This window comes from Gibbsiella quercinecans (assembly GCF_002291425.1).
Lineage (GTDB): Bacteria > Pseudomonadota > Gammaproteobacteria > Enterobacterales > Enterobacteriaceae > Gibbsiella > Gibbsiella quercinecans.
In genome coordinates this window covers 4,747,757-4,773,260 of record NZ_CP014136.1, presented here as the reverse complement: position 1 = coordinate 4,773,260, position 25,504 = coordinate 4,747,757, and the positions used below count along the sequence as shown (strand labels likewise).

At 58.8% G+C, this 25,504-nt stretch carries 23 protein-coding genes; 13 read left to right on the top strand and 10 right to left on the bottom strand.

The features are described from left to right. Positions 1-33: 33 nt before the first annotated feature. Positions 34-1,035 carry an ABC transporter substrate-binding protein gene (locus ACN28Q_RS21695; protein ID WP_095848240.1) on the bottom strand — a complete coding sequence of 334 codons (1,002 nt, stop codon included), beginning with the start codon at positions 1,033-1,035 and terminating at the stop codon, positions 34-36. Positions 1,036-1,689: 654 nt separating this feature from the next. Between ACN28Q_RS21695 and ACN28Q_RS21690 the strand changes: the two genes are divergently transcribed. Genes ACN28Q_RS21690 through ACN28Q_RS21670 form a run of 5 tightly spaced genes read left to right on the top strand, consistent with a single transcriptional unit; the run spans position 1,690 to position 5,986 of the window. Then, positions 1,690-2,505, top strand: a complete 816-nt coding sequence (locus tag ACN28Q_RS21690) for an energy transducer TonB (RefSeq protein ID WP_095848239.1) — start codon at positions 1,690-1,692, stop codon at positions 2,503-2,505. A 10-nt stretch (positions 2,506-2,515) separates the two neighbouring features. Beyond that, entirely contained in the window at positions 2,516-3,208 is a 693-nt protein-coding gene (locus ACN28Q_RS21685; protein ID WP_095848238.1) for a MotA/TolQ/ExbB proton channel family protein, read from the top strand. Continuing rightward, positions 3,209-3,610: an ExbD/TolR family protein gene (locus ACN28Q_RS21680; protein ID WP_095848237.1), complete on the top strand. Its 402-nt coding sequence runs from the start codon at positions 3,209-3,211 to the stop codon at positions 3,608-3,610. A 15-nt stretch (positions 3,611-3,625) separates the two neighbouring features. After that, positions 3,626-5,209, top strand: a complete 1,584-nt coding sequence (locus tag ACN28Q_RS21675) for an ABC transporter permease (RefSeq protein WP_413541214.1) — start codon at positions 3,626-3,628, stop codon at positions 5,207-5,209. An 18-nt stretch (positions 5,210-5,227) separates the two neighbouring features. Continuing rightward, on the top strand, positions 5,228-5,986 hold the full coding sequence (locus tag ACN28Q_RS21670; RefSeq protein ID WP_095848235.1) for an ABC transporter ATP-binding protein: 759 nt from the start codon (positions 5,228-5,230) through the stop codon (positions 5,984-5,986). Positions 5,987-6,017: 31 nt separating this feature from the next. Here the strand turns inward: ACN28Q_RS21670 and ACN28Q_RS21665 are convergent, their stop codons facing one another. Next, positions 6,018-6,875, bottom strand: a complete 858-nt coding sequence (locus tag ACN28Q_RS21665; RefSeq protein ID WP_095848234.1) for an SDR family oxidoreductase — start codon at positions 6,873-6,875, stop codon at positions 6,018-6,020. Positions 6,876-7,035: 160 nt separating this feature from the next. Between ACN28Q_RS21665 and ACN28Q_RS21660 the strand changes: the two genes are divergently transcribed. The 3 genes from ACN28Q_RS21660 to ACN28Q_RS21650 all read left to right on the top strand — a co-directional run bounded on the left by ACN28Q_RS21660 (position 7,036) and on the right by ACN28Q_RS21650 (position 10,639). Continuing rightward, positions 7,036-7,425, top strand: coding sequence for a winged helix-turn-helix transcriptional regulator (locus ACN28Q_RS21660; RefSeq protein WP_095848233.1), 390 nt, complete (start codon positions 7,036-7,038; stop codon positions 7,423-7,425). Between the two features lie 509 nt (positions 7,426-7,934). Then, entirely contained in the window at positions 7,935-9,629 is a 1,695-nt protein-coding gene (locus tag ACN28Q_RS21655) for a polysaccharide lyase family protein (RefSeq protein WP_230469526.1), read from the top strand. Between the two features lie 260 nt (positions 9,630-9,889). Then, on the top strand, positions 9,890-10,639 hold the full coding sequence (locus ACN28Q_RS21650; RefSeq protein WP_095848232.1) for an oligogalacturonate-specific porin KdgM family protein: 750 nt from the start codon (positions 9,890-9,892) through the stop codon (positions 10,637-10,639). A gap of 118 nt (positions 10,640-10,757) precedes the next feature. Here ACN28Q_RS21650 and ACN28Q_RS21645 read toward each other — a convergent pair whose 3' ends face one another. The 7 genes from ACN28Q_RS21645 to ACN28Q_RS21615 form a co-directional block, all read right to left on the bottom strand. Beyond that, positions 10,758-12,179 carry a coniferyl aldehyde dehydrogenase gene (locus ACN28Q_RS21645; RefSeq protein WP_095848231.1) on the bottom strand — a complete coding sequence of 474 codons (1,422 nt, stop codon included), beginning with the start codon at positions 12,177-12,179 and terminating at the stop codon, positions 10,758-10,760. A gap of 120 nt (positions 12,180-12,299) precedes the next feature. After that, positions 12,300-12,977 (bottom strand): type 1 glutamine amidotransferase domain-containing protein, encoded by a 678-nt coding sequence (locus ACN28Q_RS21640; RefSeq protein WP_095848230.1) that lies wholly within the window; start codon positions 12,975-12,977, stop codon positions 12,300-12,302. Positions 12,978-13,021: 44 nt separating this feature from the next. Next, on the bottom strand, positions 13,022-13,621 hold the full coding sequence (locus tag ACN28Q_RS21635; protein ID WP_230469525.1) for a TetR/AcrR family transcriptional regulator: 600 nt from the start codon (positions 13,619-13,621) through the stop codon (positions 13,022-13,024). A gap of 186 nt (positions 13,622-13,807) precedes the next feature. Further along, positions 13,808-14,944 (bottom strand): L-dopachrome tautomerase-related protein, encoded by a 1,137-nt coding sequence (locus ACN28Q_RS21630; protein WP_095848229.1) that lies wholly within the window; start codon positions 14,942-14,944, stop codon positions 13,808-13,810. Positions 14,945-14,984: 40 nt separating this feature from the next. Further along, positions 14,985-16,445, bottom strand: a complete 1,461-nt coding sequence (locus tag ACN28Q_RS21625; protein ID WP_230469524.1) for an MFS transporter — start codon at positions 16,443-16,445, stop codon at positions 14,985-14,987. A gap of 68 nt (positions 16,446-16,513) precedes the next feature. After that, on the bottom strand, positions 16,514-17,206 hold the full coding sequence (locus tag ACN28Q_RS21620; protein WP_095848228.1) for an RraA family protein: 693 nt from the start codon (positions 17,204-17,206) through the stop codon (positions 16,514-16,516). Beyond that, entirely contained in the window at positions 17,203-18,189 is a 987-nt protein-coding gene (locus ACN28Q_RS21615; RefSeq protein WP_095848227.1) for a hydroxyacid dehydrogenase, read from the bottom strand. Before ACN28Q_RS21615 ends, ACN28Q_RS21620 begins: the two co-directional genes overlap by 4 nt. A 107-nt stretch (positions 18,190-18,296) precedes the next feature. On the opposite strand from ACN28Q_RS21615, the gene ACN28Q_RS21610 reads away from it, so the two are divergent. The 5 genes from ACN28Q_RS21610 to ACN28Q_RS21590 all read left to right on the top strand — a co-directional run bounded on the left by ACN28Q_RS21610 (position 18,297) and on the right by ACN28Q_RS21590 (position 24,009). Next, on the top strand, positions 18,297-19,211 hold the full coding sequence (locus tag ACN28Q_RS21610) for a LysR family transcriptional regulator (protein ID WP_095848226.1): 915 nt from the start codon (positions 18,297-18,299) through the stop codon (positions 19,209-19,211). A gap of 329 nt (positions 19,212-19,540) precedes the next feature. Next, positions 19,541-20,014, top strand: coding sequence for a GlcG/HbpS family heme-binding protein (locus tag ACN28Q_RS21605; RefSeq protein WP_095848225.1), 474 nt, complete (start codon positions 19,541-19,543; stop codon positions 20,012-20,014). Positions 20,015-20,368: 354 nt separating this feature from the next. Continuing rightward, on the top strand, positions 20,369-20,989 hold the full coding sequence (locus tag ACN28Q_RS21600) for a sugar dehydrogenase complex small subunit (RefSeq protein ID WP_121525732.1): 621 nt from the start codon (positions 20,369-20,371) through the stop codon (positions 20,987-20,989). A gap of 11 nt (positions 20,990-21,000) precedes the next feature. Then, positions 21,001-22,593, top strand: a complete 1,593-nt coding sequence (locus ACN28Q_RS21595; protein WP_095848223.1) for a GMC family oxidoreductase — start codon at positions 21,001-21,003, stop codon at positions 22,591-22,593. Positions 22,594-22,596: 3 nt separating this feature from the next. Then, the gene (locus ACN28Q_RS21590; RefSeq protein WP_095848222.1) at positions 22,597-24,009 is read left to right on the top strand and encodes a cytochrome c; all 1,413 of its coding nucleotides are present in this window, start codon (positions 22,597-22,599) and stop codon (positions 24,007-24,009) included. A 53-nt stretch (positions 24,010-24,062) separates the two neighbouring features. On the opposite strand, the gene ACN28Q_RS21585 is transcribed toward ACN28Q_RS21590, so the two are convergent. Further along, complete coding sequence (locus ACN28Q_RS21585; RefSeq protein ID WP_095849141.1) at positions 24,063-25,352, bottom strand: acid phosphatase; 1,290 nt, start codon at positions 25,350-25,352, stop codon at positions 24,063-24,065. Positions 25,353-25,504 lie beyond the last annotated feature (152 nt).

Here is a 25,504-nt window from a genome sequence, read left to right as displayed (position 1 = left end):
ATTGATAAAAAGAAATAGCAGCCGTGTGATTAATCACTGCGCTTTCAAAAAATCATCGTTTAACCAATTATCGATATTCACTGGCTGGCGAATTAGGCGCGCTTCCAGCGCAGTATTTATCGATTGTTGTAACTGTGCTTTAAAAGCACTATCCAGCTCTGGTGATAACCGCTGTGATAACGGCGGCAATCCATCCCATTCCTCACGCAAAATAGCTTCCGGGTAACCGGATTGTTTTGCCAGCAACTGAATAAACCCGTTTTTATTTTTTTCATCGCTGGCCCAGGCCGCAGCGTGGCGTTGCACGTTAATAATCCGCCGCAGAATATCCCCATTACGGCGGGCGAATTCGCCGTCAATGACGATCAGCCCGCTAAGCTGCCCGGCACCGTTAAGCGCCTGGGTCGATACCGGAATATCCGCCACGCCCTTATCCCGCAGCGCCAGGGTATTGTTGCCGCCCCAGGTCGCGTCGATCTGCTTTGCCGCCAATGCCGCGCTGGCGGCGGCAAAATCAAGATTGATGATTTTGACATCTCTGGCCTTCATGCCCTGCGAATGCAGCGCGGCCAGGAAGGACAGCTCGGCGGCGGTGCCGCGGAACAGGCCAACGCGCTTGCCTTTTAGATCGGCCAGTTGATGAATATCCGCGCCCCGCGGCACCGCCAGATAATGGTTGATGCCGCGCGCCGCGGCGCCAATAACCTGAGTATCCAATTCGCGCGAACGGCCGATAATACTGGCCAGATCCCCCAGGTAGGCCACATCGATCTGGTGGTTGGCAAAGCCTTCGTTAATCACCGGCCCGGCGCCTTTAATAAACAGCCAACGCACGTTGATGCCATCCCGGCCAAACTCCTGCTCCAATAATTTCTGCCGGTAAATCACGTCAATCAACCCGCCGCCGGCCGGTTGCTCGCCAGCGCCGATATCCGAAACCGCAATGCGGATTTCATTCGCCGCGCTTGCCGCCCCGGGCCAAAATACGCTGGCCGCCAACAGGCCAAAAAATACCCACCCTTTTGCCACTTTCATTTTTTACACCCATTTTTTATTTTGCGTTTATGCCCATAATCCACCATCATCGCTCCGGCAACATTTAAACGGCCGAAAACAAACTGGCTAATACATAAAACGCATTTGTATTTTTATTTATTCGCTAAACCAGTCGTAGCGGCAATATAACGCCACTATGCAGCACATGAAAAAAAACTATGCTCAGTATGCATTAGAGTTAAAAATGAAATTACGATTAAGTTGATGATAATCACTGTCAACGTGCATTTCCCTATCCAATACCGGCAATGATAAAAATAAAAGAAATGAAATGTATATCGATATGCATATAGCGAATTTGACATTAAACGCTAAGGACGAAAAATCGAATTCATCCTCTGTACCCAAAATAATTCGAGTTGCAGGACAAAAACGCAAAAGCGTTTTTGAACAGCGCTAGCGCTGGCCCCGTAGGGGTGAGGCCGAATGGCCGAATCACGCGGCGACGCAGCGAGTCCCCAGGAGCTTACTTGAGTAAGTGACTGGGGTGAGCGACAAATCTGCCGGGAGCAGATTTGAACGCTGCCGGCAGCGGCCCCATCGGGGCGAGGCCCAAGGATGGGCCGAGTAATAAAGCCAACACACCTGCAGCTTGAAGTATGAAGGGTATATTGTCGCCTGGAGAACAGTTTAATGACCCAAGTAATCTATGCCGGTGAACCTGAGCCGGCCTGGCAGCCAACAACAACGGAGCCGGCGGCCGCTGCGCCACACGGTCGCCGGTTTGTGCCGCGCACCGGGCTGGCCGGCGCTTCGCGGCCTGAACGTTGGCTGGCACTGCTGCTGGTCGTGGCGCTGCATGCAGCGGCGCTGCTGCTGTTGCAGCGCACGGCGATCCCACCGCTGCTCACGCCGCCGCGCCAGTTGCCGATCAGCATTGAACTCACCGCCGCGCCGCAAGAGGCGCCGCCGGTGGCCGAAGAACCACCCGCGCCCCCGGCGCCGGTAGAAAAAACGCTGCCGGTGGATGAAAACGCGCTGCAACCACCGGCACCGGTGGAAAAACCGCGGCCACCGGCCAAAGTGCCGGAAAAGAAAGTGCAAAAACCACCGGAGAAAAAACGCCCGGTAAAACCCGCCAAACCGGTAAATAAAACGCCGGCCACGCCGGCGCCTGCCCAACAAGCCGTGGTAAATAATGCCGCGAGCCAGCAAACACAGCCGATCACGCCGCCGCTGGCCAATGCCGATTATTTACATAACCCGGCGCCGGAATATCCGGAAGCCGCCATCACCCGGGGGCAGGAAGGCACCGTATTACTGAATGTGCAGGTTGGCGCCAACGGCAAAGTGCTGTCCATCCGCCTGCAAAAATCCAGCGGCTACGCTGCGCTGGATAAGGCGGCGCAAGAAACTGTACGGCGCTGGTCTTTCGTACCGGCCCGCCGCGGCAGCCAGGCCGTCGGCGGCTCGGTAATTGTTCCCATTGATTTCTCGCTTGACTCATGAGGTATAGGTTATGACGCTCGGACACATTGAACTGGCTTCCCCTGAGGGCGCCGTTATCCTGCTGCTGCTGTTTTTCTCGGTATTAACCTGGTTCATCGCCCTGCTCAAGTTGGCGCAATACCTGCGCCAGCAGCGCCGCGATAAGCGCTTTAAACAGCTGTTCTGGCAGCAGGAGGATCTGCACCAGGCGCTGAACGAGAGCCAACGCACCGGCGCGCTGGCCCAGTTGGCCCTGGCCGCGCTGGATGCGCCGGCGCACCTACAGGGGCGCAAAACGCTCGACGCCCAATTACCGGACCGGGTAGAGCGCGCACTGCAACAGCAGATCCAACGTGAGCGCCGTTCGCTGGAAAGCGGCCTGGCGATCCTCGCCAGCATCGGCAGCACCTCGCCGTTTATTGGCCTGTTCGGCACCGTATGGGGAATTATGGCCGCCTTGCAGAGTATCGGCCAGACCGGCTCTGCCAGCCTGGATACGGTGGCCGGGCCGATCGGCAATGCGCTGATCGCTACCGGTATCGGGATCGCGGTCGCCGTGCCGGCGGTGCTGATCTACAACTATTTCCTGCGCCGCCTGAAGCTGGCAGTGGCCGATATGGACGATTTTGCCCACGACATTTACAGCGTGATGCAGGCTCAGGGCTTTCAGGTGAGCGGCAGCCCCACGCCTTTCGAAGTCAAAAACATGCGGGAGGCGGTGTAAATGGCGTTTTCCTCGCAAAACAACGAAGACGTGATGAGTGAAATGAACATCACGCCGTTAGTGGATGTCATGCTGGTATTGCTGGTGGTGTTTATCGTGACCGCGCCGATGCTGACCAACGCCATCCCGATCCAACTGCCCAAAACCGCGGCGGTGGCGCCGGCCGAACAGCAGGATCCGCTGGTGGTCAGCATCAACGGCGAACAGCAGTTTTTTATCAATAAAGAGGCGATTGAGCGCGAACAACTGGTGCAGCGTCTGGCGCAGGAGAAAGCCGCCAATAGCAACCTGATTGTGCAGGTGCAGGCCGAGCAGAGCGCCAACTACGGCATCGTCGCCGGGCTGCTGGCCGATCTGGAAAAGGCAGGCATTACCCGCCTGTCGCTGCTAACACAAAAATAAGCCTGCTTAGCCATGATGCGTAAAAATGCTTTGCCGGCCAACGCCGCGCCCCCGCTTCCTTTTTCTGCCGCTGCGGCGGCAGCGGGCTACTACGCTCTGCTGGTGCCGTTGCTGCTGTTGGGCGGCTGGTGGCTGGCCAGCAGCCACGGCTGGATGTCGGCGCAAATTTTGCCTTCGCCGGCGGTGGTGTTCGACAGCGCGCAGGCCTTTATCCCGGAAGAACTGATTCATGAGCTGCCCATTAGCCTGTGGCGCCTGGCGGTGGGGCTGGCCGGCGGCATTTTCACCGGGCTGGCGCTTGGTGCCCTGTTTGGCCTAAGCCCGTTCGCCAACCGCCTGTTAATGCCGATTTTTACCGTGCTGGTGCAGATCCCTACCCTGGCGTGGATCCCACTGCTGATGCTGGCGCTGGGGATTGGCGAAGCGCTCAAGCTGACCATTTTAATCAAATCGGTGGCGGTGCCGGTGGCGCTGTATACCTGCATCGGCATCCAGCAAACGCCGCAAAAACTGTATGAAGCGGCGCGCAGCCTGCGCCTGCCGCCGCTGGCGTTTGTGCGCCGCCTGATCCTGCCGGCGATGCTGCCCTACCTGATGACCGGGGTACGGCTGGCCTTTTCGCAAGGGTGGGTAGCGCTGATCGCCGTGGAACTGCTGGCTTCAAGCGAAGGGCTGGGTTATCTGCTGGTGCAAAGCCGGCAGCTGTTTATGCTGGATCTGGTGTTTGTCTGCATTTTCGTGATCGGCGCGTTTGGCTTCCTCGGTGAAAAAGGCCTGCTGTGGCTGACCCGGCGCTGGGTGCACTGGCCGGCGCAGGTGATCAGCCCGGATAACCTGCGCACCCCGGCGGCGGGCTTTTCCCTGACGGGTTGGGTGGTGCCGTTGCTGCTGGCGGCACTCTGGCAGTTTGCCGCCGCTCACGGCCTGTTGGCTAGCGCCTTCCTGCCGGCCCCGGCGGCCGTCGGGCGCACGCTGTTCGACGGCCTGTTCAACGGCACGCTGGCGGGCGATCTGGCCGCCAGCCTGTTCCGTATGCTACAGGGCTTTGCGTTGGGCAGCGCGGCCGGCATGCTGGCCGGCGGGTTGCTCGGCAGTTGGCCGATGGCCGATCGGCTGTTCAGCCCGCTGCTTTCCGCCCTGCGCAGCGTGGCGGTGTTCGCCTGGCTGCCACTGCTGACCGCCTGGTTCGGCCTGGGAGAAATGGCCAAAATCGTATTCATCGCGCTGGCGACGTTCTTCCCGGTGCTGCTGGCCACCCATCAGGGCATTGCCCAGTTGCCGCCGATGCTGCAGGAGGTGAGCCGCATTCTGCAACTGACGCCAGGCCAGCGCCTGCGCAAACTGGTGCTGCCCGGCATGCTGCCGGCGCTGTTTTCCGGGCTGCGGCTGGGGCTGATGCATGCCTGGGTCGGCACCATCGGCGCGGAATATTTTATCTCGTCCGGCGACGGGCTAGGCAGCATGATGATGCGCGCCCAGCAATTGCTGGCGGCCGATCGCATTCTCGCCGGCGTGGCGCTGATAGCGCTGGTGGCGGCGCTTTCCGCCAAGGCCATTGCGCTGGCGGAACGCCGCCTCACCGCCTGGCGCTTTCACTGATAACCTTACGGAGCCGCTATGTCGCTGCAATTTAGCCATATCAGTAAGTTTTTTACCGTCAACGGCCAGGCGCTCCCTGCCCTGCAGGAGATCAACCTGGCGCTCGCCCCGGGCGAACTGGTGGCGATTATCGGCGCCAGCGGCTGTGGCAAATCCACCCTGCTGCGGCTGGCCGCCGGGCTTGAGCAAGCCGAACATGGGCAGATCACGGTTAACGGCCGCCCGCTGCACGGCATTCCGCCGCGGGTGAGCCTGGTGTTCCAGGAAGCGCGGCTGTTCCCCTGGCTGACGGTAGCGGATAACATCGCGCTCGGCATGGAGCAACAGCATTTGCCGCCGCAGGAAACCGCCCGCCAGGTGGCGCATTACCTGGCGATGATGGGATTGGAGGGGTTTGCGCAGGCCTGGCCGCACCAGCTATCGGGAGGGATGGCGCAGCGTGTGGCCATCGCCCGCGGGCTGGCGGCGCAGCCCACCATTCTGCTGCTGGATGAACCGTTCGGCGCGCTGGACGCGCTCACCCGCCAGCAGTTGCAGGACAGCCTGGCGGCCATTCGCCGGCAAACCAATCTGAGCATTTTACTGGTGACCCACGATGTGGAAGAAGCGCTGTTTCTGGCAGACCGCATTGTAGTGATGTCCCCGCGGCCGGGGCGTATCCGCCATGTTTTGCCGGTCGAGCTGTCGTGGCCCCGGGCGCGCACCGGCCAGGCGCTGCAACAACAGCGCCAGTTGCTTTGTGAACTGCTGGAACAACCTGGGGCCAGCGTTGCCTGATATGACGGGGGCCTTGAGCCCCCGCAAGCGGTTACAGCGCGGCCAGCGCAGCGGCGATAACCTGTTGATAGGTCGTGGTTGGGCGGCCGATTAACTGGCTCAGCGTATGGCTGTCGTCATAGAGCGCGCCTTGCGCAGCGCCCACGTCAGAATCGGCCAATACGTCGGCCAGGCCGGCCGGCAACCCTGCGCCTTTTAATGCGGCGGCAAACTCGGCCTGCGGCATGTCCACATAGTTAACTGCCTTGCCGGACTGGTGTGCAATCTCTGCGGCAAACTCGGCCAGCGTGTAGCTGTCGTCGCCGGCCAGCTCGTATACCTTGCCTGCCTGCCCATCCAGTTGCAGAACCTTGGCGGCGGCAAGCGCATAATCTGCGCGGGCAGCAGAAGCAATACGCCCGTTTTTTGCCGCGCCGATAAAGGCGCCATGAGCCAGCGCCGGCGCAATGCTGGCGGCATAGTTTTCGCTATACCAGCCATTACGCAGCAGCACGAACGGCAGGCCGGACTGCTGCAATGCCGCCTCTGTCTGGCGGTGTTCTTCACCCAGCAGCAGCGGCGAAGTTTCCGCGTGCAGCAGGCTGGTATAGGCGATCAGTTCCACCCCGGCGGCCTTGGCGGCATCGATCACCGCCTGGTGCTGCGCGGCGCGTTGCCCAACTTCGCTTGATGAGATCAGCAGCAGCTTACTCACCCCCTGGAACGCCGCTTGCAACGTGGCCGGCTGGCTGTAGTCCGCCTGCCGCACCACCAGGCCCTGCTTAACCAGATCCTGCGCTTTCTCCGGGCTGCGTACGGCGGCGACAATCTGGTTAGCCGGAACGGTTTTCAACAATGCCTCGATCACGAGGCGGCCCAGTTGGCCGGTAGCACCTGTAACTGCAATCATAACAACCTCTATTCAGTGTGATGTGATAAGCAGGATTGTCCTGCACTGCCGGAGCCATTCCCGGCTTTCTCTGTACGGCAATCACTATAAAAGATATACTATCCTTTGGTAAGTACTTACCTTTTTGTTAGTGTTGATTTTATTTGTCATGGGGAAAACGATGCGTAAAGAGAACGGTGCGGCCCTGCCGGCGGTTCGGTACGGCAAGCTGCTGGATGCCGACTGCCCCTCCCGCGTGATACTGCAGCATATTGTCAGCCGCTGGGGAATTCTGGTGCTGATTGCGCTGGATGATGAGACGCTGCGCTTTAGCGAACTGCGCCGCAGAATCAGCGGCATCAGTGAAAAAATGCTGGCGCAAACGCTGCAGACGTTTGAGAAGGATGGGTTTGTGCACCGTGAAAGCCTGCCGGTGGTGCCCCCGCATACCGAATATTCTTTAACGCCGTTAGGGCGGGAAGTGTATACGCAGGTAATTCAACTGACGGACTGGATTGAGTTTAATCTGCCGAAGCTGCTCAGCGCCGGCCGTAAACCCATGGCCGGCTAAAATAGCGCCCGCCCCACCGCCAAAACATCGCCCAGGGATGGGCATGTTATTTTTACGACAACCATTAATTTCTGCGATAACGAATTGTATTTTATGTGATACTGATCCGCGCGCCCTTCATATCATTGCCTGATAAAACGCCCACATGGCAATACCATAAAGGTACATCGCCGCCTTCCCCTCTACTTTAACTATGTTGTCGCCACAAGCCCCTATCGCCAAAATCATTCAGATTGCAGCCGACACGCCTGCAACCTGAAGTTTGCCGGGTATAGGTATAGGTATAGGTATAGGTATAGGTAGAGGTAGAGATACGGATATCTGATGGTCATTAGCAGGACGCAGGCCCCGCCATATCGGCCCCTTCTCATCATCATTATTATCCACGCCTAAAAATTAAAATAACACTCACCGTCTCCATTGGAGATGGTTTTAGGATGACGTTAACACCGCTCGCACGGCATTGATAATGTCAATTAACACCAAGAGGGATGATTGTGAAAAAAAGCATGTTATTTCTGATTGGATTTATTCTGTCGCCTTACGGCCACTGTACGGCTCCTGTTGCATTAACCACTTCCGGGCTAAAAACCACGCTGGACAATGGATTGATAAAAGTTGAATTCAGCGAAGACGGCAGCGCCGCCAGCATTATAAAAAACGGCGAGAATATCGTGACTCACCTTTCCGGGGCGGAAAGAGATCCCAGCAAACAGCGCAGCGCCTATCTGGATTATTACGTTAAAGGCGTAAAAGACTTTACGCCAAACCGGGTTGACGTTATTAAAAACGGGCCAGAGATGGCGCATATTGCTTATATCGATGACCAACGGGGATTATTGCGCCTGGAATATCATTTGATTATGCGCAAAGGCATCAGCGGTATTTATAGCTATGTCGTCGCTGAAAATGCGGGAAAGCAAGACGTGGTCATCAGTGAGCTGCGCAACGTCTACCGGTTCGATCCCGCCAAGCTTGATCATCTGTATAACGGCGTGCGCACCGGGCAACCGTTGCTTTATGGCCAGCTTGAGCAATTACCGAAAGTACAAGATGAAACCTGGCGTTTACCCCAAGGCGAAGTGTATTCCAAATATGACTTTGCCGGTTATCTGCACGCGCTCCCTTTCTGGGGCGTCTTCGGCCATGGCGTCGGTGCCTGGCTGATTCACGCCAGCCCGGAGTACTTTTCTGGCGATGCGCTAAAACAAGAGCTGCTGGTGCACCAGGATGCGATCATCCTGAACTATATGACCGGCGCGCATTTTGGCACGCCGGACATGGTCGCCCGCCCCGGCTGGAAAAAACTCTATGGTCCGTGGCTGCTGTATATCAACCAGGGTAATCAGCAGCAAATGCTTAACGACGCCAGCCGGCGGTCAGCGGCCGAAAAAGCCGCCTGGCCCTATCGCTGGCTGGATGACAAACGCTATCCGCTGGAACGCACCACGCTGAACGGCCAGGTACATAGCCAATGGCCCGTGACCGTCATACTTTCCTCATCCCTGGATGAAGCCATTAATCTTCAGACGCGGGGTTATTCTTTCCAGGCGGTCACCGATAACGAAGGCAAGTTCAGCATCGGCCACGTCAGGCCAGGGGAATATAAACTGGCGGTGTATGCCAACAGCGGCACGCAGCCCGGCATCCTGGCGCAACAAACCGTCACCGTTAGCGGCAACCACCAACGCTTGCCGGATATCACGATCCCGCACGCCAAACCGGTTATCTGGGCTATCGGCCAGGCAGACCGCCAGGCCGGCGAATTCCGCCTCGGCCATGAAGCCCGAAATTACCGCTGGCAGAATGCGGTGCCGGCCAACCTGACGTTTACCATTGGCCGTAGCGATTACCAGCGGGATTGGTATTACGCCCAAACCAAGCCAGGGAAATGGGATATTCGCTTTGCCATGCAGCCCAAGAACAAAACCTATTACTTGAATATTGCGCTGGCCGCGGCCAGTAACGGCTCAATGAGTAACCCGACGGCGCCGGAACTGGCGGTGGTGGTTAACGGGAAAACGATTCAAACGCTGAAATATGAGAATGACAAAACCATTTACCGCGGCGCATTAAAAAACGGCCGCTATCACTTTGAACAGATAGCGATAACACCGGCACAGCTTAAAAAAGGCAACAATACAATCTCCCTGGAATTGAAAGGCGGGAGTGTTATGTATGACGTTATCACGCTGAGCGAATAAAAATATACCCTTCATACTTCAAGCTGCAGATGCGTTGGCTTTATTACTCGGCCCATCCTTGGGCCTCGCCCCGATGGGGCCGCTGCAGGCAGCGTTCAAATCTGCTCCCGGCAGATTTGTCGCTCACCGGAGGCTGGCTAGAGGCCAGGCAAATTCGTTCCTGACGAATTTGTCACTGCGTCGCCGCCTTTCTGCAACTCGAATTATTTTGGGTAACTTAATTAAGCCTTTGTCATTTAATCGTTAATAATGGGAAAAACATGGAACTGTTAAAAAGCACGTTAATTTTCGCCACACTCACCGTTATTCCTTTCACCCAGGCCAGTGCAGAATCCTTTATCAATAAGGTTTCATTTGATTATCGACATGACTACCGGGCGCGGGATCGCACACACTACGACAAATTAACCTTCGCCGCACAGCTGCCAGAAAATTTTTCGTTTGCGGTTGAAACAAAATTTAAAACCGGCGGCGCCAACACCAAGGACAAATACTACAACGACACCGTATTAAACGCGGTAGAGATGACGCTCGCCAAAAAATATCAGCTCGGTAATTTATCTATTTCGCCCCTGTTTCAACCAGAATTCAACTCAACACGCACCGAATGGAAATTTGGCGTTTCACCCTGGTATAAAATCAATGACAGCTGGTCGATTGGCGGGTTATATCGCATCGAATTAACCGACTACGCGCATGATGATGTTTGCAATACCGTGGGCACGGTATGCACCACGAATAAGCACCGCACCGTTAATCGAGTGGATGGTTATCTGCGTTATCGCTTTAATGATCTGGTCACAACCTACAAAATTATCTACATGCATGGTGATGAAGATCTTTTCGCCAATAAGAAAACCAACTACGAGCAAGAATTGCAATTTAATTACAATATGGGTGAACAAAAAGAATGGAGCCCTTATATCAGCTTTGGCGACATTAGCCGTTCGGCAAAATCCAGTGAGCGGCAGTTTCGTTTCCGCTTCGGGGTAGCGTACGTGTTTAAATAATCCGTACAGGCCAGCCGCCGGCTCGCTCGCGTTGCAGGCAATACGCCACCGCCACCTGCAATGCGGCGGGCCTATTTGCCCTATTCCCCTGGCACGGGGAATAGGGTGTGCTTAGCGGTTACTTACCGGTCAACAGGGCTTCAATCTGGGCCAACCCTTCGGCATAAGGCGCGCGCATACGCAGGTTGGATTCCCCGCCCGGGCTTTGCACCACCACCGCTTTGGCGTGGCTGAAACGGCGGAAGCCGTGAATACCGTGATAAGCGCCAATGCCGGATGGGCCAACGCCGCCGAACGGCAGGGTTTCAACCGTGGCGTGGGTCATCACATCGTTAATCACCAGCGCCCCGGAGGTGGTGTGTTCGGCAAACGCTTGCTGGCGCGCGGCATCATCACCAAAGTAGTAAGCGGCCAGCGGGCGCGGATGCGCATTGATGTAATCCAGCGCTTCATGCGCATCGTGGTAGGTTTTAATCGGCAGTATCGGCCCGAAAATCTCTTCCTGCATCACCCGCATCTCATCGGTAGCATCCAGCACCAGCGTCGGCGCCAGCTTGCGGCTTGCCGCATCGGCATTGGGTTCGCCCTGCGGCTGCAGTTCAACCAGCGTCGCGCCTTTGGCGCGGGCATCCGCCAGCAGTTCCTGCAAGCGCTGGAAGTGACGATCGTTAATGATGGCGGTATAGTCCGGGTTATTTTGGATGGTCGGGAATGCCCGGCCGATAAACGCCCGTGCGTGCTCGACAAACGTATCGCGCGCCGCCGCCGGCAGCAGCACGTAATCCGGCGAGATGCAGATCTGGCCGACGTTAAAGGTTTTCACCGTCAACACCCGTTCGGCGGCCGTTTTCACGTCGGCGTCGGTATCAATCAGCACCGGCGACTTGCCGCCCAACTCCAGCGTGACCGGCACCAGGTTCTCGGCGGCGGCGCGCATCACATGGCGCCCCACCCCGGTGCTGCCGGTGAACACCAGATGGTCAAAGGCCTGGGCGCTGAACGCGGCGCCGACATCGGCATCGCCCAGCACGGTGCTCAACTCCAGTGGATCAAAATAGCGGCCGATCAGTTCCGCCAGCAGTTCCGCGGTGCGTGGGGTCAGTTCGGAAGGTTTGAGCAACGCGCGGTTACCGGCGGCCAGGATCCCGGCCAATGGGCTGAATGCCAGATTCAGCGGGAAGTTCCACGGGCTGATAACGCCCACCACGCCGAGCGGCTGGTACTGTATGCGCGCCTGCATGCCCGGCTGCGGCGCTTCCTGCAGCTCCGGCTGCATCCACTGCGCCAGGTTTTCCTGCGCATAGCGCAGTGCTGCCACCGAAGAGGCTACGTCGGCCATCAGGCTCTGGTAGGTGCTGCGGTGGCCGTAATCAGCGCTGATCGCCGCCGCCAGCGCCTGATGATGTTGGGTCAGCAACTGCGCCGCGCGCGCCAGACGATCGTGGCGCAGCTCGGCGCTGGCCGGCCCCGCCTGTATGTGCGCCTGTTTCATGGCAGCGACGGTAGCGGCCAGCGTTTGGGCCGTAACGGAATTATTCATGGTGACTCCTGAGTCAGTATCCCAGCTTGATGCCATAGGCTCTCAGCGGCGATGAGGCACGCGCCGATGCGCGCGCCCGACAACATGTTGCAGATCATTCGCGCCGATAGCGCCCAGGGCTTAAGCCAGCTTTTTCAGCAGGGCTTCAGCAACGGCTTCAGAGCTGGCGGGGTTTTGGCCGGTGACCAATTGGCCGTCAATCACAATGTGCGGCTGCCAGTCTGGCCCTTTTTCATAATGGCCGCCCAGGCGTTTAAATTCGTCTTCAATCAGGAACGGCACGACGTCGGTCAGTTGCACGGCCTCTTCTTCACTGTTAGAGAAACCGGTCACCTTGCGGCCTTTGACCAGCGGTTGCCCATCGGCCGCCTGCACGTTGCGCAGCGCGCCCGGCGCATGGCAGACCAGGCCAAACGGCTTGTTGGCGCGGTCAAAGGCTTCGATCAGCGCGATGGAAGCCGGATCTTCGGCCAGATCCCACAGCGGCCCGTGGCCGCCCGGATAGAATACGGCGTCGAAATCAGCCGCGTTCACTTCGGCCAGCTTGCCGGTATGGGCCAACGCCGCCTGGGCTTCAGGATCGTTACGGAAACGCTCGGTCGCCGCAGTTTGGGCATCCGGTTCATCGCTCTTCGGATCCAGCGGCGGCTGGCCGCCGGCCGGGGAAACTAACGTCAGCTGCGCACCGGCGTCTTTAAACACATAGTAAGGCGCGGCAAACTCTTCCAGCCAAAAACCGGTTTTCTTGCCGGTGTTGCCCAGTGCATCATGCGATGTCAGTACAATCAGAATTTTCATATCGGGTTCCTGTAATACGGTGGAAATTGAATACGGCCAACGCCCTAGGGAGCGATCAGCCGTTCAGTGGTCATTAACGCCTGGCGCAACGGCGCCTTATCACGGGTGAGCTTCGCCAGCAGCGCCGCCCCCAGCCAAAGTTGATACAACGCCTGGGCCACAACCTGCGGCGCATCGCCGGCAGGCAACGAGCCGTCGCGGCGGCCGGCGGCGACCATTTCAGCGATGCGCGCCGTCAACAACGCCACGCCGTCACACAGAATCAGCCGCATGTCTTCGGACAAATCCGCCACTTCCGCCGCCAGTTTGACCACCAGGCAGCTTTCGGCCCAGCCCCCCAACAGCGGATCGTCAATCCATGCGTGCCAGTAACGCATCAGGCGCTGGCGCCCGCCTTCCGTCCCGGCCAGCAACTCGTCAAGGCGCTGCACGTAGGCATCGACGTACTGCTGAAGCAGTGCGCAGCCAAACGCTTCTTTCGAGGGGAAGTAGTGGTAGAAAGAGCCTTTCGGCACGCCGCAGGCAGCCAGGATCTCTTTCAGCCCCACGCCGACAAACCCTTTCTGCAGCACCAGCGTTTGCCCGGCAGCGAGGATATGCAGGCGGGTTTGTTCGCCCTTGTTAGTTTTGGTTATCGTGTTCATGGCGGTCACTATAGTTAAAAATAGACCGGTCGTCTAGTGAGATAATTAAATGGACTACGTTAAGTGTAGTCTTCAGGGGAGAGCGGCAACAGTTTCGCTGGCAGCGCCAGGGGTTCCCCTGGCGTTAGCCGGCCATCCCAGGGGCCAAAGCGCACAACATGCCTCTTTTGGCCCCCGGCGCTGTCGTCAGGCGTGGTCGCGGGGTGATGGCGCAATCGGCAAAGCGAGCTTATACAGCTTCACCGGGTACTGCACGGTGGAAGGTTTGCCGCCGGTGGTGGCCGGCGTCCGGTTGATTTGGGCCGACGGCATCCACAGGGCGCCGTGGCTAATCCACATCGCATCAATCCAGATCAGCCGCGGATCCTGAATCACCGTGCTAACCTGCCCCGCCGGCGTGATCCGCTTAATGCTGCGGGTGTTAATGTCCGATGCATAAAGATTGCCTTGCGCATCGATCGCCGTGCCGCCGGTGCTCCAGGTATCCAGCCATTTTTCAGCGTGCTTGTTCACCTCTTGCGCCGGCAGCGTTTCATCATCCAGATAACGGGTGGCGATGCGCGCCAGCGGCCCGGGGATCGCCTGGTAGTATAGCCATTTGCCGTCTGGCGAGACTTCCAACTGATCCAGGCCGACGCGTTTCTCCCGGCCATCGCGCAGGTACAGTTTTTTACCGTCGGCATAAATCGGCGCATGATCGATGGATAATGGGTGCCGTTCGAGCACTCGGCGCGCCTGGCGCGTTTCCAGATTAAGCACCACCAGCCCTTCCGCGCCCGGATCGGTGATATAGACATATTTGCCGTTAAAGCGCAGATCGTCCAGATAGCTGTTGGTCTTGAGAACCGGCGGCGCAATCGGGTAGACGTCAAGCACCTGATTGCTGCTCAGGCTGATTTTCACCAGTTTGCCGGCCCCTGGCACCGCCTTGTCGCCGGTACCGATACCCTTGTTGCCGGCGTCGATCGCCCATAAATTGCCGTCTGGCCCGATACGCAACGCGTTAACGTGCAGGAACTGTTTTTGCGGCGCCTTGCCGGGTTGCCATTGGTTCCAGGCGGCATCGGGATAAGGCTGCAACTTGCCGTTCTGCCCCACCTCCACCAACTGCCATCCCGGCCCTTCAGACTGCGTGAGCGAAGCGAAAATACGCCCGTCCTGGCTAACCACCACCCCGTTCCATACATGGGGTGAAGTGGCCGCCTGCTGCAAACGCTGATCAAGTTGCGTCGGCAATACCGGTGGCAGGGTATCCTGCGCCATCGCCTGCGCTGTCAGCAGGCCGGCGAACGCCAACAGCTGAATTTTTGCGATTACTTGCATATTCACTCCTTTTTGCAAAATTGAATAATCCGCCGCACCCTTAGCCTGAAATATCTTCCAGGCGGCGCCCCAGCGTTTTTGGCCCAAAGGTGCCAATGGTGAACACCACAATCGCCATCGCGGCGGAGATCACGGCAAACACTGCGCTAACGCCAAAGGTATGCAAGACATAGGCGATGGTGAAGCCGGAGAACATGGCGCTGATACGGCTGACGGAATACACCAGGCCGATGGCTTTGGCGCGGATCCGGGTGGGGAATAGCTCCGCCTGATAGGTGCGGTAGGAAAAGGTCATGCAGGTGCTGGCTAAAGAGAGCAACAGCCCCATCGCCACCAGCATCACCGGCTGTGACTGCCAGGAAAACAGCGTGCCGATGCACGCCATCGCCAACGCCGCGCCGGAGACCAGCCATTTGCGTTCGATACGATCGGCAAACAGCATCGCCAACAGCGGGCCCAGCGGGCTGGCGAAAGCGATCAGGAAGGAATAGAACAGGCTGTGGGTAAAGGTAACCCCTTTGGCCGCCAGCAGCGTGGGGATCCAACTGGCAAAACCGTAATAGCCGATGGATTGAAAAAAGTTAAACACCAGCAGCATGATGGTGCGCCGCCGGTACGGTGGGCGCCACATCTCGTTGGCCACCGCCGGCCCCGCCACGGCCGGCACAGCAACGGTGGTTTCCGCAACCGGCGGCAGCGGTTTGCCGGTGCTGACGATCACGCGCGCCTCCAGGCGCCGCACGATATCTTCGGCTTCCTGATAGCGCCCCTGCTGCACCAGCCAGCGTGGGCTTTCCGGCAGGCCGATGCGGATAATCCACACGACGATCGCCCCCAGCGAGCCAAACAGCACCACCCAGCGCCAGCCGGTGATCCCCATCGGCGCCAGAGGCACCAGTTGCCAGGAGAGAAAGGCGATGGTCGGGATCGAGGTGTATTGAATCGCCTGCACAAAGGCATAGGAGCGCCCACGCAGGCGGGCGGGAATAAATTCAGACACATAGGCATCGATCGTCACCAGCTCCGCGCCAACGCCGATGCCGGTGATAATGCGCCAGAAGACAATCCAGCCGGCATCGTGTTGGAACGCCATGATGGCGCCGGCCAGCGCATAGAGCATCAGCGCCACCACGAAGATCCGGCGCCGGCCAAACCGGTCGGCAACCGAAGCCACCAGAAAGGTGCCGATGAAAACGCCAAAGAACATCGCGGCGACAAAGGCCCCCAGGCTGCCGAGATCAAAAAAATGCTGGCCGCCGTGGGTGAAAATGCCCTCTTTCACCATGCCCGGGCCGATATAGGCGGTGAGGAAAACATCAAAAACCTCAAACCAACCGCCCAGGGCCAGCGCGGCGATAACCAGCCATACCGGCCGCGCGGCGGGCAAACGATCGAGCCGGGCGGAAAGTTGCGCGCCGAAGTGTTGCAGTTCCTCCGCGGCCATATTGTTATGCCAGGCCATCGGCGGCGGCAGGAACGTCAGTGCGGAATGCTTCGTCATGTAGGGTACCTTCCAATTCACATTATAATTATTGAATTCACGCCAGAAGCTGTTTCCTTATGCCGGGTTTAGACCGGGCATCCTTTGGCGCGCAGCAACGCGTTGAAACGCTCGGGATCGGTGGTGCCGGCGGCATTGTTGGCGCGGATTTTTTCCTCACGCCGGGCATGCGCCTCAACCTGCGGCAGCAGGGCTTCAACCTCCGCCAACGGGATCGCCACCACGCCATCGGCGTCGCCCACCACTAAATCCCCCGGTGCCACCAGCAACCCGGCGCAGGATACCGGCACGTTGACTTCACCTGGGCCGTCTTTACTTGGCCCGCGCAGCGTATTGCCACGGGCGAATACCGCCACGCCGCCCTCGGCCCATTCGTTGAGATCGCGGATGGCGCCGTCGATCACAAAGCCGGCGATGCCTTTGGCTACGGCCGAAGTGCGCATCAGGCCGCCAATCAGCGCCTGGGTCAAATCGCCGGCGCCGTCCACCACGATCACATCGCCCGGCTGGGCCATCTCAATCGCTTTATGGATCATCAAATTATCTCCCGGCCGTACTTTAACCGTGATCGCCGGGCCGCACATCACCAGTTCGCGGTCGCCGTGGTAGGGTTGCAGGCCACGCGCCGCGACGCTGCGCCCCATACAGTCGCCGATATTCGGCACCGGCAGCCGACGGTAGGCGGCGATAATAGCGGCGGAAGGCAGTTGTTCACGCTGGCCGATAAAATAACCGGCCGGCCAATTATTGCGTGTGGTCATTGGTTGTTCTCCTGTTTGAGCACTTCGGGGTTGACGCACGCCCGCGCATTAATACGGTGGTGCTGAAGGTAATCCAGGCATTGCTGTGCGGCGGAACGGGCTACCGCATCCAGCGCCGCCGGCGTGGCGCCGCCGACATGCGGCGTCATCACGACGTTGTCCAACTGCATAAAGGGATGGCCGGCCGGCAACGGCTCCACGGCAAAGGTATCCAGGCCTGCGGCGGCAACCCGGCCGCTGCGCAGCGCCGCCACCAGCGCGGCTTCATCGATCAGTTCACCGCGCGAGGTATTGAGGACTATCGCGCCGTTGGGCAACAGCGCCAGCGTTTCGGCATTGAGTAAATTGCGCGTATGCGGCGTCACCGGGCAGTGCAGACTCAGCACATCCGCGCGTTGCAGCAGCGCCTCCAGCGTCGGCATGCGGGCGATATCCTGCTGCGGGCCATCGGCACTGACCGCCGGATCGAAATACACCACCGTCATCCCGATGGCCTGCGCGATTTTCGCCACCCGGCGGCCGATTTCACCGAACCCGACCAGCCCCAGGGTGCTGCCCAACAGTTCTTTACCGTCACCGGTGCGCGTCCAGCGGCCGGAACGTATTTCATGCTGAAAAAAGGCGATGCGGCGGGCGGCGCTTAGCAACAGGCCAACGGTCAGTTCGGCCACCGACTGAGCATTAGTGGCCGGCGTCGTCAGCACCGGGATGCCACGCGTACTGGCGGCGGGCACATCGATGTTCGTCACGCCTACGCCGTGTTTGCAAATCACCCGCAGCGATGGGCAAGCAGCTATCGCCGCCGCCGATAGCGTTACCGTGCGGGAAATCACCGCGTCGTAGGCATGGGTCGCCATCAACCGTTCCACTTCCTGCGGATCGTCGTTGTGTTGCAGGTAGTGCACTTCACAGCCGGCCTCCGCGAGGAGCCGTTTGCCTTCAGCCCCGAGCGTGGTGGCCGTCATCAGAAATCTGAACGTCATTTGTTACTCCACTTGTTGCCGCGTTGTTAATTTTCTGTTCATATTGGCACTGCGAATCAATAAAAAATATTGTCCGATACTTATCAATTCATTCCCGAGGGGAATCGATGGAACTCAAAGACCTGCACTATCTACTGGCGATTTATGAAACGGGCCATATGGGGAAAGCCGCGCTGAGCCTGGGGATCACGCAGCCTGCCTTGTCAAAATGCATCCAACGGCTGGAGAAAATTTACGCAGCGCGGCTGCTTTATAAAGCCGGCCGCGGCATCAAACTGACGGAAGCGGGTTTGCTACTTTGTGAGCGAGCTCAAAAAATAGTCCAGCTTAATAAGACGACGCAGCGCGAGATCGCCGCGCTGGCCGAGGGCACCGCCGGCTATGTTCGCATCGGCGCGGCGGCCACCGCGGCGGAATTTATGCTGCCGCGCCTGACCAACCAGTTGCTGGCGCAGGCACCCACGGTTCAGTTGGAGCTCAAGGTGGGGATGAACGATCTCCTGCAAGGGATGCTGCGGGAAAATCAGTTGGATTTAGTCATTGGGTTTCTACCGGAAAACGAACAGGGGGATGAATTCACCATGCGCCCGCTGCAACAAGAACCGGTAGTGGTGGTGGCAGGCCACGATCACCCGCTGGCGGGCCAGCGCCCCAAGCTGCAAACGCTGGCGCAGTACGGTTGGTTGTTGCCTTCGCGCACGGTTGCCACCCGGCAATGGCTGGAGCAGCGTTTAAAAAGCCTGGGCTGCCCGCCGCCGCGCGTACAGATCGAGGCCAATTCGCTTGCCGTGCTACCCCGATTGATTAGCCAAACCCGCTTGCTGAGTTTCGTCTCGCGCCGCATCCTGCAGGAAAAGCAATCCGCCATTCCGTTGGTAGAGATCCCCCTGCCGGAGCTGACCATGCCACGCACCTTCGGTTTGCTGTTCCATTCCTGGACCGAGCTTTCGCCAACCGCGCGCAATATTGTCCGGATCGCGGAAAAGTGCTGGCCATTTAATAAAAATGAGTCACCCATGTAGCGCGAACAAATAATCGCCAGTAATAACGAGGAATGATAAATAACAGCCATACAACTCATAACCGCAAGAAATAAGTTTAATCACTGAATTATCCCCGTGGGAAAATAACTCACCCATGGGCTACGCCATAAAAACAAAATACATATTTTGTCGTAATTTATTACTTATTCCAGATAACAAATCAGATTAGGGGCGTTTGTTTTTACCAAAAGTTAATGCTATTAAAAGCGTGAAATTTATTACCGATATCCCCTTCATACTTTCAGCGGCAGGCGCGTTGGTTTTGCCGCTGCACAAAGGGTGTTGGGCATGACCACAGGAAGAAAAACATGACGTCAGGTTTCCGTGCCGGCCGCTTCGCTTTATTGGGCGCGCTGTGTCTCTTTACCCCTTTCTTATCCCAAGCGGCCACCCAGACAATTCTGGCGCAAAGCGATGCGGCGAAGCTTATCAGCGCCGGCGAGCAAAAAGCGGCGGCGTTGCATGACGCGGTTTGCATCGCGGTGGTCGACCAATCCGGCACCTTGCTCTCCTTTGTGCGCATGGATAACGCCCCGCTGGGCTGCGTCGACTCCGCTATCCTGAAGGCCCGGGCGGCCGCGCTGTATCGCACCCCGACCATAAAATATATGCAACGCGCTAATGGCAATGAACCCGCCATCGCCACCTTGCCCGGTATGGTTCCCCTGGGCGGCGGCACGCCGGTTAAACTGGATGGCGCAGCGGTGGGTGCGGTAGGCGTGAGCGGCGCGGCCAACCCGGACGAAGTGGCCATTTCGGAAGCGGCCGCGCTGGGTCTGTAAACATTGCCTAACAGAGGCATTAATTATCTCGCTGTTATTTTACCCTGCCGGCGGTTTTTTATACCGCGGCGGCCTGATGCTTTATTTAGCGCGGGTTTTCGTGGCCACCACGCACGCTAACCCGGTTAACGTTTAATTATTTCGGCAGGCCGGCGCACAAAAAACCGCCCCCAATAATGCCAACGGCTCAGCGGCGATATTATTTTCCCTGTTCAATCAAGCTGCGGGTAAAAACGCAGCAGAACACACTGCCGCGAGGAACACCGGGAAATAAAAAATGACGCGCGGATTTTCAATTTTAAAAATAACCCATCACTGGAGACAAACGTGGACAGGCGAAAATTCCTAAAATTAATGGCATCCACCCCCGTTATTCTGTCGCTACCTTTACATGCGGCTAATAATATGTCTAACGCACCTGCAAGCGATATTTTGGCCGTCAGCGAAAGGCTGACCGGCCGGCAGGGCCTGGATCCGATCATTGCCGAGCGGATTAAACAGTTGCTTACCGCGCAAGACCCTACCTTCCCCAATCGGTTAACCACGCTGGCGGCGGCGCTAAACGCCGACGGTGCCGCCAACCGTGAGGCCGTCATCAACGCATTGTCGGATGAAAACGTCGCCACTGCGCTGGCGATCATCAGCCCCTGGTACCTGGGCTATACCGGCACGCCCTCCACCACCAAAGCCGTGGATGATGCCAAATTCGTCACTTTCCTTTCCGCACTGATGTACGAACCCACCGCCGACAACACCATCCGCCCAAGCTATGCCCGCGCCGGCGGCGACTATTGGGCCGAGCCGCCGTACGGGGTAAACGCACCGGCGATGCCGGAAAATATCCGGCAGTGGGGGGAAAACTCGCCCAAGGCGGCCCCCACGATCCCCGAACCCGATGAAATCTGGCTGGCGCTGGTCGATGGCCGGGCGAAGAACCTCGCAGAAGCCACTGCGTTGATCAAGAAACACGCGTAAGGAAGCAGGCAATGAGTAATTTTGATGCGGATGTGATCATCATCGGCTCCGGCGCGCTGGGCGCCAACGCCGCCTATCAACTGGCCAAGGCCGGCAAATCAGTGATTATGCTGGAAGCCGGGCCTTATATTTCACGCTGGAAGGTGGTGGAAAACTACCGCAACAGCGCAAGCAAACGCAACTGGTGCGCCCCCTATCCCAACCTGCCCTGGGCGCCCAACTCCTATACCGAAGGCTATGTTGATGCCGCCGGCGACGACGATTTCCAATATGTCACCAGCTTCCTTAAAGTCGCCGGCGGCAGCACCCGCCACTGGGCTTCGGCCTGCTGGCGACTGCTGCCCAATGACTTCAAACTGAAAAGCGTGTATGGCGTCGGCCGCGACTGGCCCATCGCCTATGCCGATCTGGAGCCCTGGTACCTGAAAGCCGAACGAGAAATCGGCGTGGTGGGCACCGGCGAGGAAGACCAAAGCGGCCAAGGGCGTGGTGCCTACCCACCGCGCTCAGCCGAGTATCCGCTGCCGCCGGAAGCCAAGCCCTACATGGTGCAGCGCATGCAGGCCAAGCTCGGCCCACTGGGTTACCAGGTGATCCACGAGCCGCACGCCCGCGTGTCGCGCCCTTACGACGGCCGCCCGGCCTGCGCCGGCAACAATAACTGTGAGCCGGTTTGCCCGATCGGCGCCATGTATTCAGGCGATATGCACGTGGATAAGGCCGTGGCGCTCGGCGTCGATCTGCGCACCGAATCCGTCGCCTACCGGTTGGAAAAAGGGCCGAACAACCGTATTGTCGCCGTGCACTATCGCAAGCCGGACGGCAGCGATACCCGCCTGACCGCCCGCTACTTCATCCTGGCGGCGCATGGCCTGGAAACGCCGAAACTGCTGTTGATGTCCGACGTTGCCAACAGCTCCGATCAGGTTGGCCGTAATTTGATGGACCACACCGGCCTGAGCATGACCTTTCTGGCCGATGAACCGCTGTGGACCGGGCGCGGCTCGGTGCAGCACGGCACCATCGCCAACCGCCGCGACGAAGCTTCGCGCGCCCAGCATTCCGCCATCCGCTACAGCCTGCGCAACCTGGTGCCGAACGTTGACGTGACCCCGCCACTGCTGAAAGCCGGCATCATGGGGCCGGCGTTGGACGAGGCTATTCGCGATCGCGCCTCGCGCATCATGAACATCAGCACCATGAGCGAAACCCTGCCCGATCCCAACAACCGGGTGCAACCCAACTATGCGCGCCGCGATGCCATCGGCCTGCCGATGCTCAAGGTGAATTACCATCTGGACAGCTACGTGCGCGGGATGCGCCCGCAGGCTTATAAAGACTTCGCCAATTTCCTGCAGGCCTTCGGCGGTGACATCATCGAAGCGCCCACCGGCTGGCGCAACCAGTTTCACATCATGGGCACCGTCATCATGGGGAGCAATCCGGCGGATTCCGTGGTCGACGCGGACTGCCGCACCCACGATCACCCCAACCTGTTCCTCGCCACTACCGGCGTGATGCCGACTTCCGCCACCGTCAACCCAACGCTGACCGGGATCGCGCTGGCGTTGCGCATGGCCGACACCATTATCAGGGAGATGTGAACAATGAGACTTCCCATGATGCGCACCGCTACCGGCACGCTGCTGTTAAGCCTCTGCGCCGCCGCCCACGCCGCCACCGCGGATGCCGATCCGGCACGGGTTCAGCGCGGCGCTTATCTGGCCACCGCCGGGGACTGCGCCGCCTGCCATCAAAACCCTACGCACGGCGACGGCTTTTCCGGCGGTTATGCACTGCAATCGCCGTTGGGCACGATTTATGGTTCGAACATCACCCCGTCGTTGAAATACGGCATCGGACAGTATTCCCTGGAGGACTTCACCCGCGTGATGCGCAAAGGGGTCGCCCCGGGGAATCATTACCTTTACCCGGCGATGCCCTACACCGCCTTTGCCGGGATGAGCGATGACGATCTGAAGGCGCTCTATTCCTATCTGATGCTCGGCGTGAAACCGGTGGATAAACCCGCGCCGGAAACCAAACTCGGCTTTCCTTTCTCGCTGCGCCCGGCGATGTTCTTTTGGAATGCGCTGTTCCTGAATCAGGGGGTGGTGCCCGGCGCCGATGCCGCGCCGGGCAGCAGTGAACGCGGCGAGTACCTGGTCAAAACCCTGGCGCACTGTTCCACCTGCCACACGCCGCGCAACCTGATGATGGCGGAATCCGGCGATAAACTGCTGGCCGGCGGTAAGGTGAATGGCTGGACGGCGCCCAATATCACGCCGGATCCGGCGGCCGGCATCGGCAACTGGCGCCAGGATGAGATTGTCACCTATCTGAAAACCGGCGCCCTGCACGGTAAAGCGATTGCGGCCGGAGAGATGGGCACAGCGGTTTCCGCCTCTTTTTCCAAACTGGACGACAGCGATCTGCTCAGCATCGCTCGCTACCTGCGCGGCGTGCCGCCTATCAACAACGGCGAAACCACGCCGCGTTCGGGCGGCACCCACTCGGCGCCCGCGCCGTTGGGGCAGATCGAAACCGGCATGTCCGCCGATATTCGTAGCTATATCGACACGGCTAACATGAGCGGCGCACAGATATATAACGGCGCCTGCGCGGCCTGCCATGGTAACGACGGGCGCGGCACGCAAGACGCGCAACACTTCTATCCGTCGCTGGTCGGCTCATCCGCCGTCGGTTCGGCCGATCCGGCCAACCTGATCATGACCGTCGCGGAGGGGGTTAATCGCGTGACGCCCGCCGGGCATGCCTTTATGCCGGCCTTCGCCAACCAGTTCACCACCGCCGAGCTGACCAAGGTCGTGGACTATGTTTCGACGGCGTTTGGTTCGCCGACGCAGCACGTTAGCCAACGCACGGTGGAGGAAACGTTGCAAAGCGGCCAGCCCAACGCGTTGTTGCGCTATGCCGGGGCGATAATCTGGGCGGGGGTTGCCGTGGTGGCGTTGGGGGTGGCCGGGTTCAGCATCCGGCGGCGTAAGAAACGCACTTAGCGATCGGCGCATGCCAGCCAGAAACCTGGCTGGCATGTTTTATCGGCGGGGTGTTAACCGTGGTGGGCGCTCAGCACTGCATCATGCAGGTTCAGGCGCTGCCAGAAATTCTGCTCGCCCTCACCGCCGGACAGCGCGTAACCATCCGCCAGCGCCGTGCGCGCCATCAGGCGGCGGCGTTCTGCGCTGCTCAGGCCAGGCAACGGCGCCTCCAGCAACACTTCGGCCCCGGCCGGCACCGTTACCGCGCCGGCGGCGTTAGGCACGGCTTTCGGCAAGCCATAGGTCATGGTATAGCGGTAAAAATGCGTCATCGCCGGTGCGGTGTAAGGATCGCTCTCCCCTTGCGGGCGGGCGCACTCCTTCAGGCTCATGCCGCAGGCTTTCGCCAGGGCCGCGCGCAGTTGGGTTTTGGCCTCGTCAAACAGCACCCGGTATTTAGGATCGTTCAGGTAGTTGGCGACGTTGCGCTCGGTGATCATCCGCGAACCCATAACGTCCAACGGGTAGTGTACCCCTAACACCACGCGCGAGAAGCCATAGCGCGCACCGCGATCGACCAGCGGCACAAAACGCTCTGGGATCATTTCCGCCATCAGCAGCGCATCGGTATAACCGGTATTGGTATGGCCGCTGGGGAAGGCGCCGCCGTCTGCGCTGTAGGGTTTATTGTCTTTTATCACCACCGAATCCGGCACCAGATGAATGGTGTTGCCCGGCACCTGGAATGGGCGCGGGTAATTGAAGTGCTTTTTAGCCGCGCTGGTGCTGACTTCGCTGGCTTTAATCAGCGCCGCGGCCTTGTTCAGTTCGCCTTTGTTATAGGCTTCAATGAAGGCGGCGCCCAGGCGCGGGCCAAGGGCTTCGGCCAGGAAATACAGGTGGTTGATGCCTTCAGCATCCACCAGCGCCTGCGCCCTTTCCCCTGCCGGGGCTTCCAGGTTGATCTGGGTAACCGTCGCCAGGCTTTTGGCCTTAATGTCTGCCGACAAGGTGTTGAAGGATTCCAGGATGGCAATGCCGGCCTGCTGGTTTTTCTCGGTGGCGAAATCATAGCCGCTGGCTTTCAACCAGGCAGTATCCGCCTGCAGTTTGCTCTGTTTCGCTTTCTCCAGCATATCGCGCTGCAACACCGGCGCATCGCCTTTCAACGCCTGCAACAGGCTTTCCCGCACCTGGTTATCCAACGTAATAAACGCCGGCTGCCGGCTATCAGGGGTGGTCGTTTCGACAATGGCAGTCACCCGGCCAAGATCGGGCGCGGCATCCACCGTTTTAGCGGCAACGAACTGAGGTGACAATAACGAGCAGGTTATCGCAACGACGAGGGGGGAAATACGCATGATGTGTTCCTTAATGGCACTTATTTTAATCAGCAACGCTGTGCTGTATTGGTCTGCCATGAAAATAGAACCCTTAAGTGACAGTTTTATGTCAAGAAATATCAGCTCACACTTTTTCGCCGGCGGCGCTCTGTACGCCCGCCAAGCGCTCC

Coding starts and splice junctions, on each gene's coding strand:
- ACN28Q_RS21695 (WP_095848240.1), bottom strand. CDS start 1,035: ATGAAAGTGGCAAAAGGGTGGGTATTTTTTGGCCTGTTGGCGGCCAGC.
- ACN28Q_RS21690 (WP_095848239.1), top strand. CDS start 1,690: ATGACCCAAGTAATCTATGCCGGTGAACCTGAGCCGGCCTGGCAGCCA.
- ACN28Q_RS21685 (WP_095848238.1), top strand. CDS start 2,516: ATGACGCTCGGACACATTGAACTGGCTTCCCCTGAGGGCGCCGTTATC.
- ACN28Q_RS21680 (WP_095848237.1), top strand. CDS start 3,209: ATGGCGTTTTCCTCGCAAAACAACGAAGACGTGATGAGTGAAATGAAC.
- ACN28Q_RS21675 (WP_413541214.1), top strand. CDS start 3,626: ATGCGTAAAAATGCTTTGCCGGCCAACGCCGCGCCCCCGCTTCCTTTT.
- ACN28Q_RS21670 (WP_095848235.1), top strand. CDS start 5,228: ATGTCGCTGCAATTTAGCCATATCAGTAAGTTTTTTACCGTCAACGGC.
- ACN28Q_RS21665 (WP_095848234.1), bottom strand. CDS start 6,875: ATGATTGCAGTTACAGGTGCTACCGGCCAACTGGGCCGCCTCGTGATC.
- ACN28Q_RS21660 (WP_095848233.1), top strand. CDS start 7,036: ATGCGTAAAGAGAACGGTGCGGCCCTGCCGGCGGTTCGGTACGGCAAG.
- ACN28Q_RS21655 (WP_230469526.1), top strand. CDS start 7,935: ATGTTATTTCTGATTGGATTTATTCTGTCGCCTTACGGCCACTGTACG.
- ACN28Q_RS21650 (WP_095848232.1), top strand. CDS start 9,890: ATGGAACTGTTAAAAAGCACGTTAATTTTCGCCACACTCACCGTTATT.
- ACN28Q_RS21645 (WP_095848231.1), bottom strand. CDS start 12,179: ATGAATAATTCCGTTACGGCCCAAACGCTGGCCGCTACCGTCGCTGCC.
- ACN28Q_RS21640 (WP_095848230.1), bottom strand. CDS start 12,977: ATGAAAATTCTGATTGTACTGACATCGCATGATGCACTGGGCAACACC.
- ACN28Q_RS21635 (WP_230469525.1), bottom strand. CDS start 13,621: ATGAACACGATAACCAAAACTAACAAGGGCGAACAAACCCGCCTGCAT.
- ACN28Q_RS21630 (WP_095848229.1), bottom strand. CDS start 14,944: ATGCAAGTAATCGCAAAAATTCAGCTGTTGGCGTTCGCCGGCCTGCTG.
- ACN28Q_RS21625 (WP_230469524.1), bottom strand. CDS start 16,445: ATGACGAAGCATTCCGCACTGACGTTCCTGCCGCCGCCGATGGCCTGG.
- ACN28Q_RS21620 (WP_095848228.1), bottom strand. CDS start 17,206: ATGACCACACGCAATAATTGGCCGGCCGGTTATTTTATCGGCCAGCGT.
- ACN28Q_RS21615 (WP_095848227.1), bottom strand. CDS start 18,189: ATGACGTTCAGATTTCTGATGACGGCCACCACGCTCGGGGCTGAAGGC.
- ACN28Q_RS21610 (WP_095848226.1), top strand. CDS start 18,297: ATGGAACTCAAAGACCTGCACTATCTACTGGCGATTTATGAAACGGGC.
- ACN28Q_RS21605 (WP_095848225.1), top strand. CDS start 19,541: ATGACGTCAGGTTTCCGTGCCGGCCGCTTCGCTTTATTGGGCGCGCTG.
- ACN28Q_RS21600 (WP_121525732.1), top strand. CDS start 20,369: ATGGCATCCACCCCCGTTATTCTGTCGCTACCTTTACATGCGGCTAAT.
- ACN28Q_RS21595 (WP_095848223.1), top strand. CDS start 21,001: ATGAGTAATTTTGATGCGGATGTGATCATCATCGGCTCCGGCGCGCTG.
- ACN28Q_RS21590 (WP_095848222.1), top strand. CDS start 22,597: ATGAGACTTCCCATGATGCGCACCGCTACCGGCACGCTGCTGTTAAGC.
- ACN28Q_RS21585 (WP_095849141.1), bottom strand. CDS start 25,352: ATGCGTATTTCCCCCCTCGTCGTTGCGATAACCTGCTCGTTATTGTCA.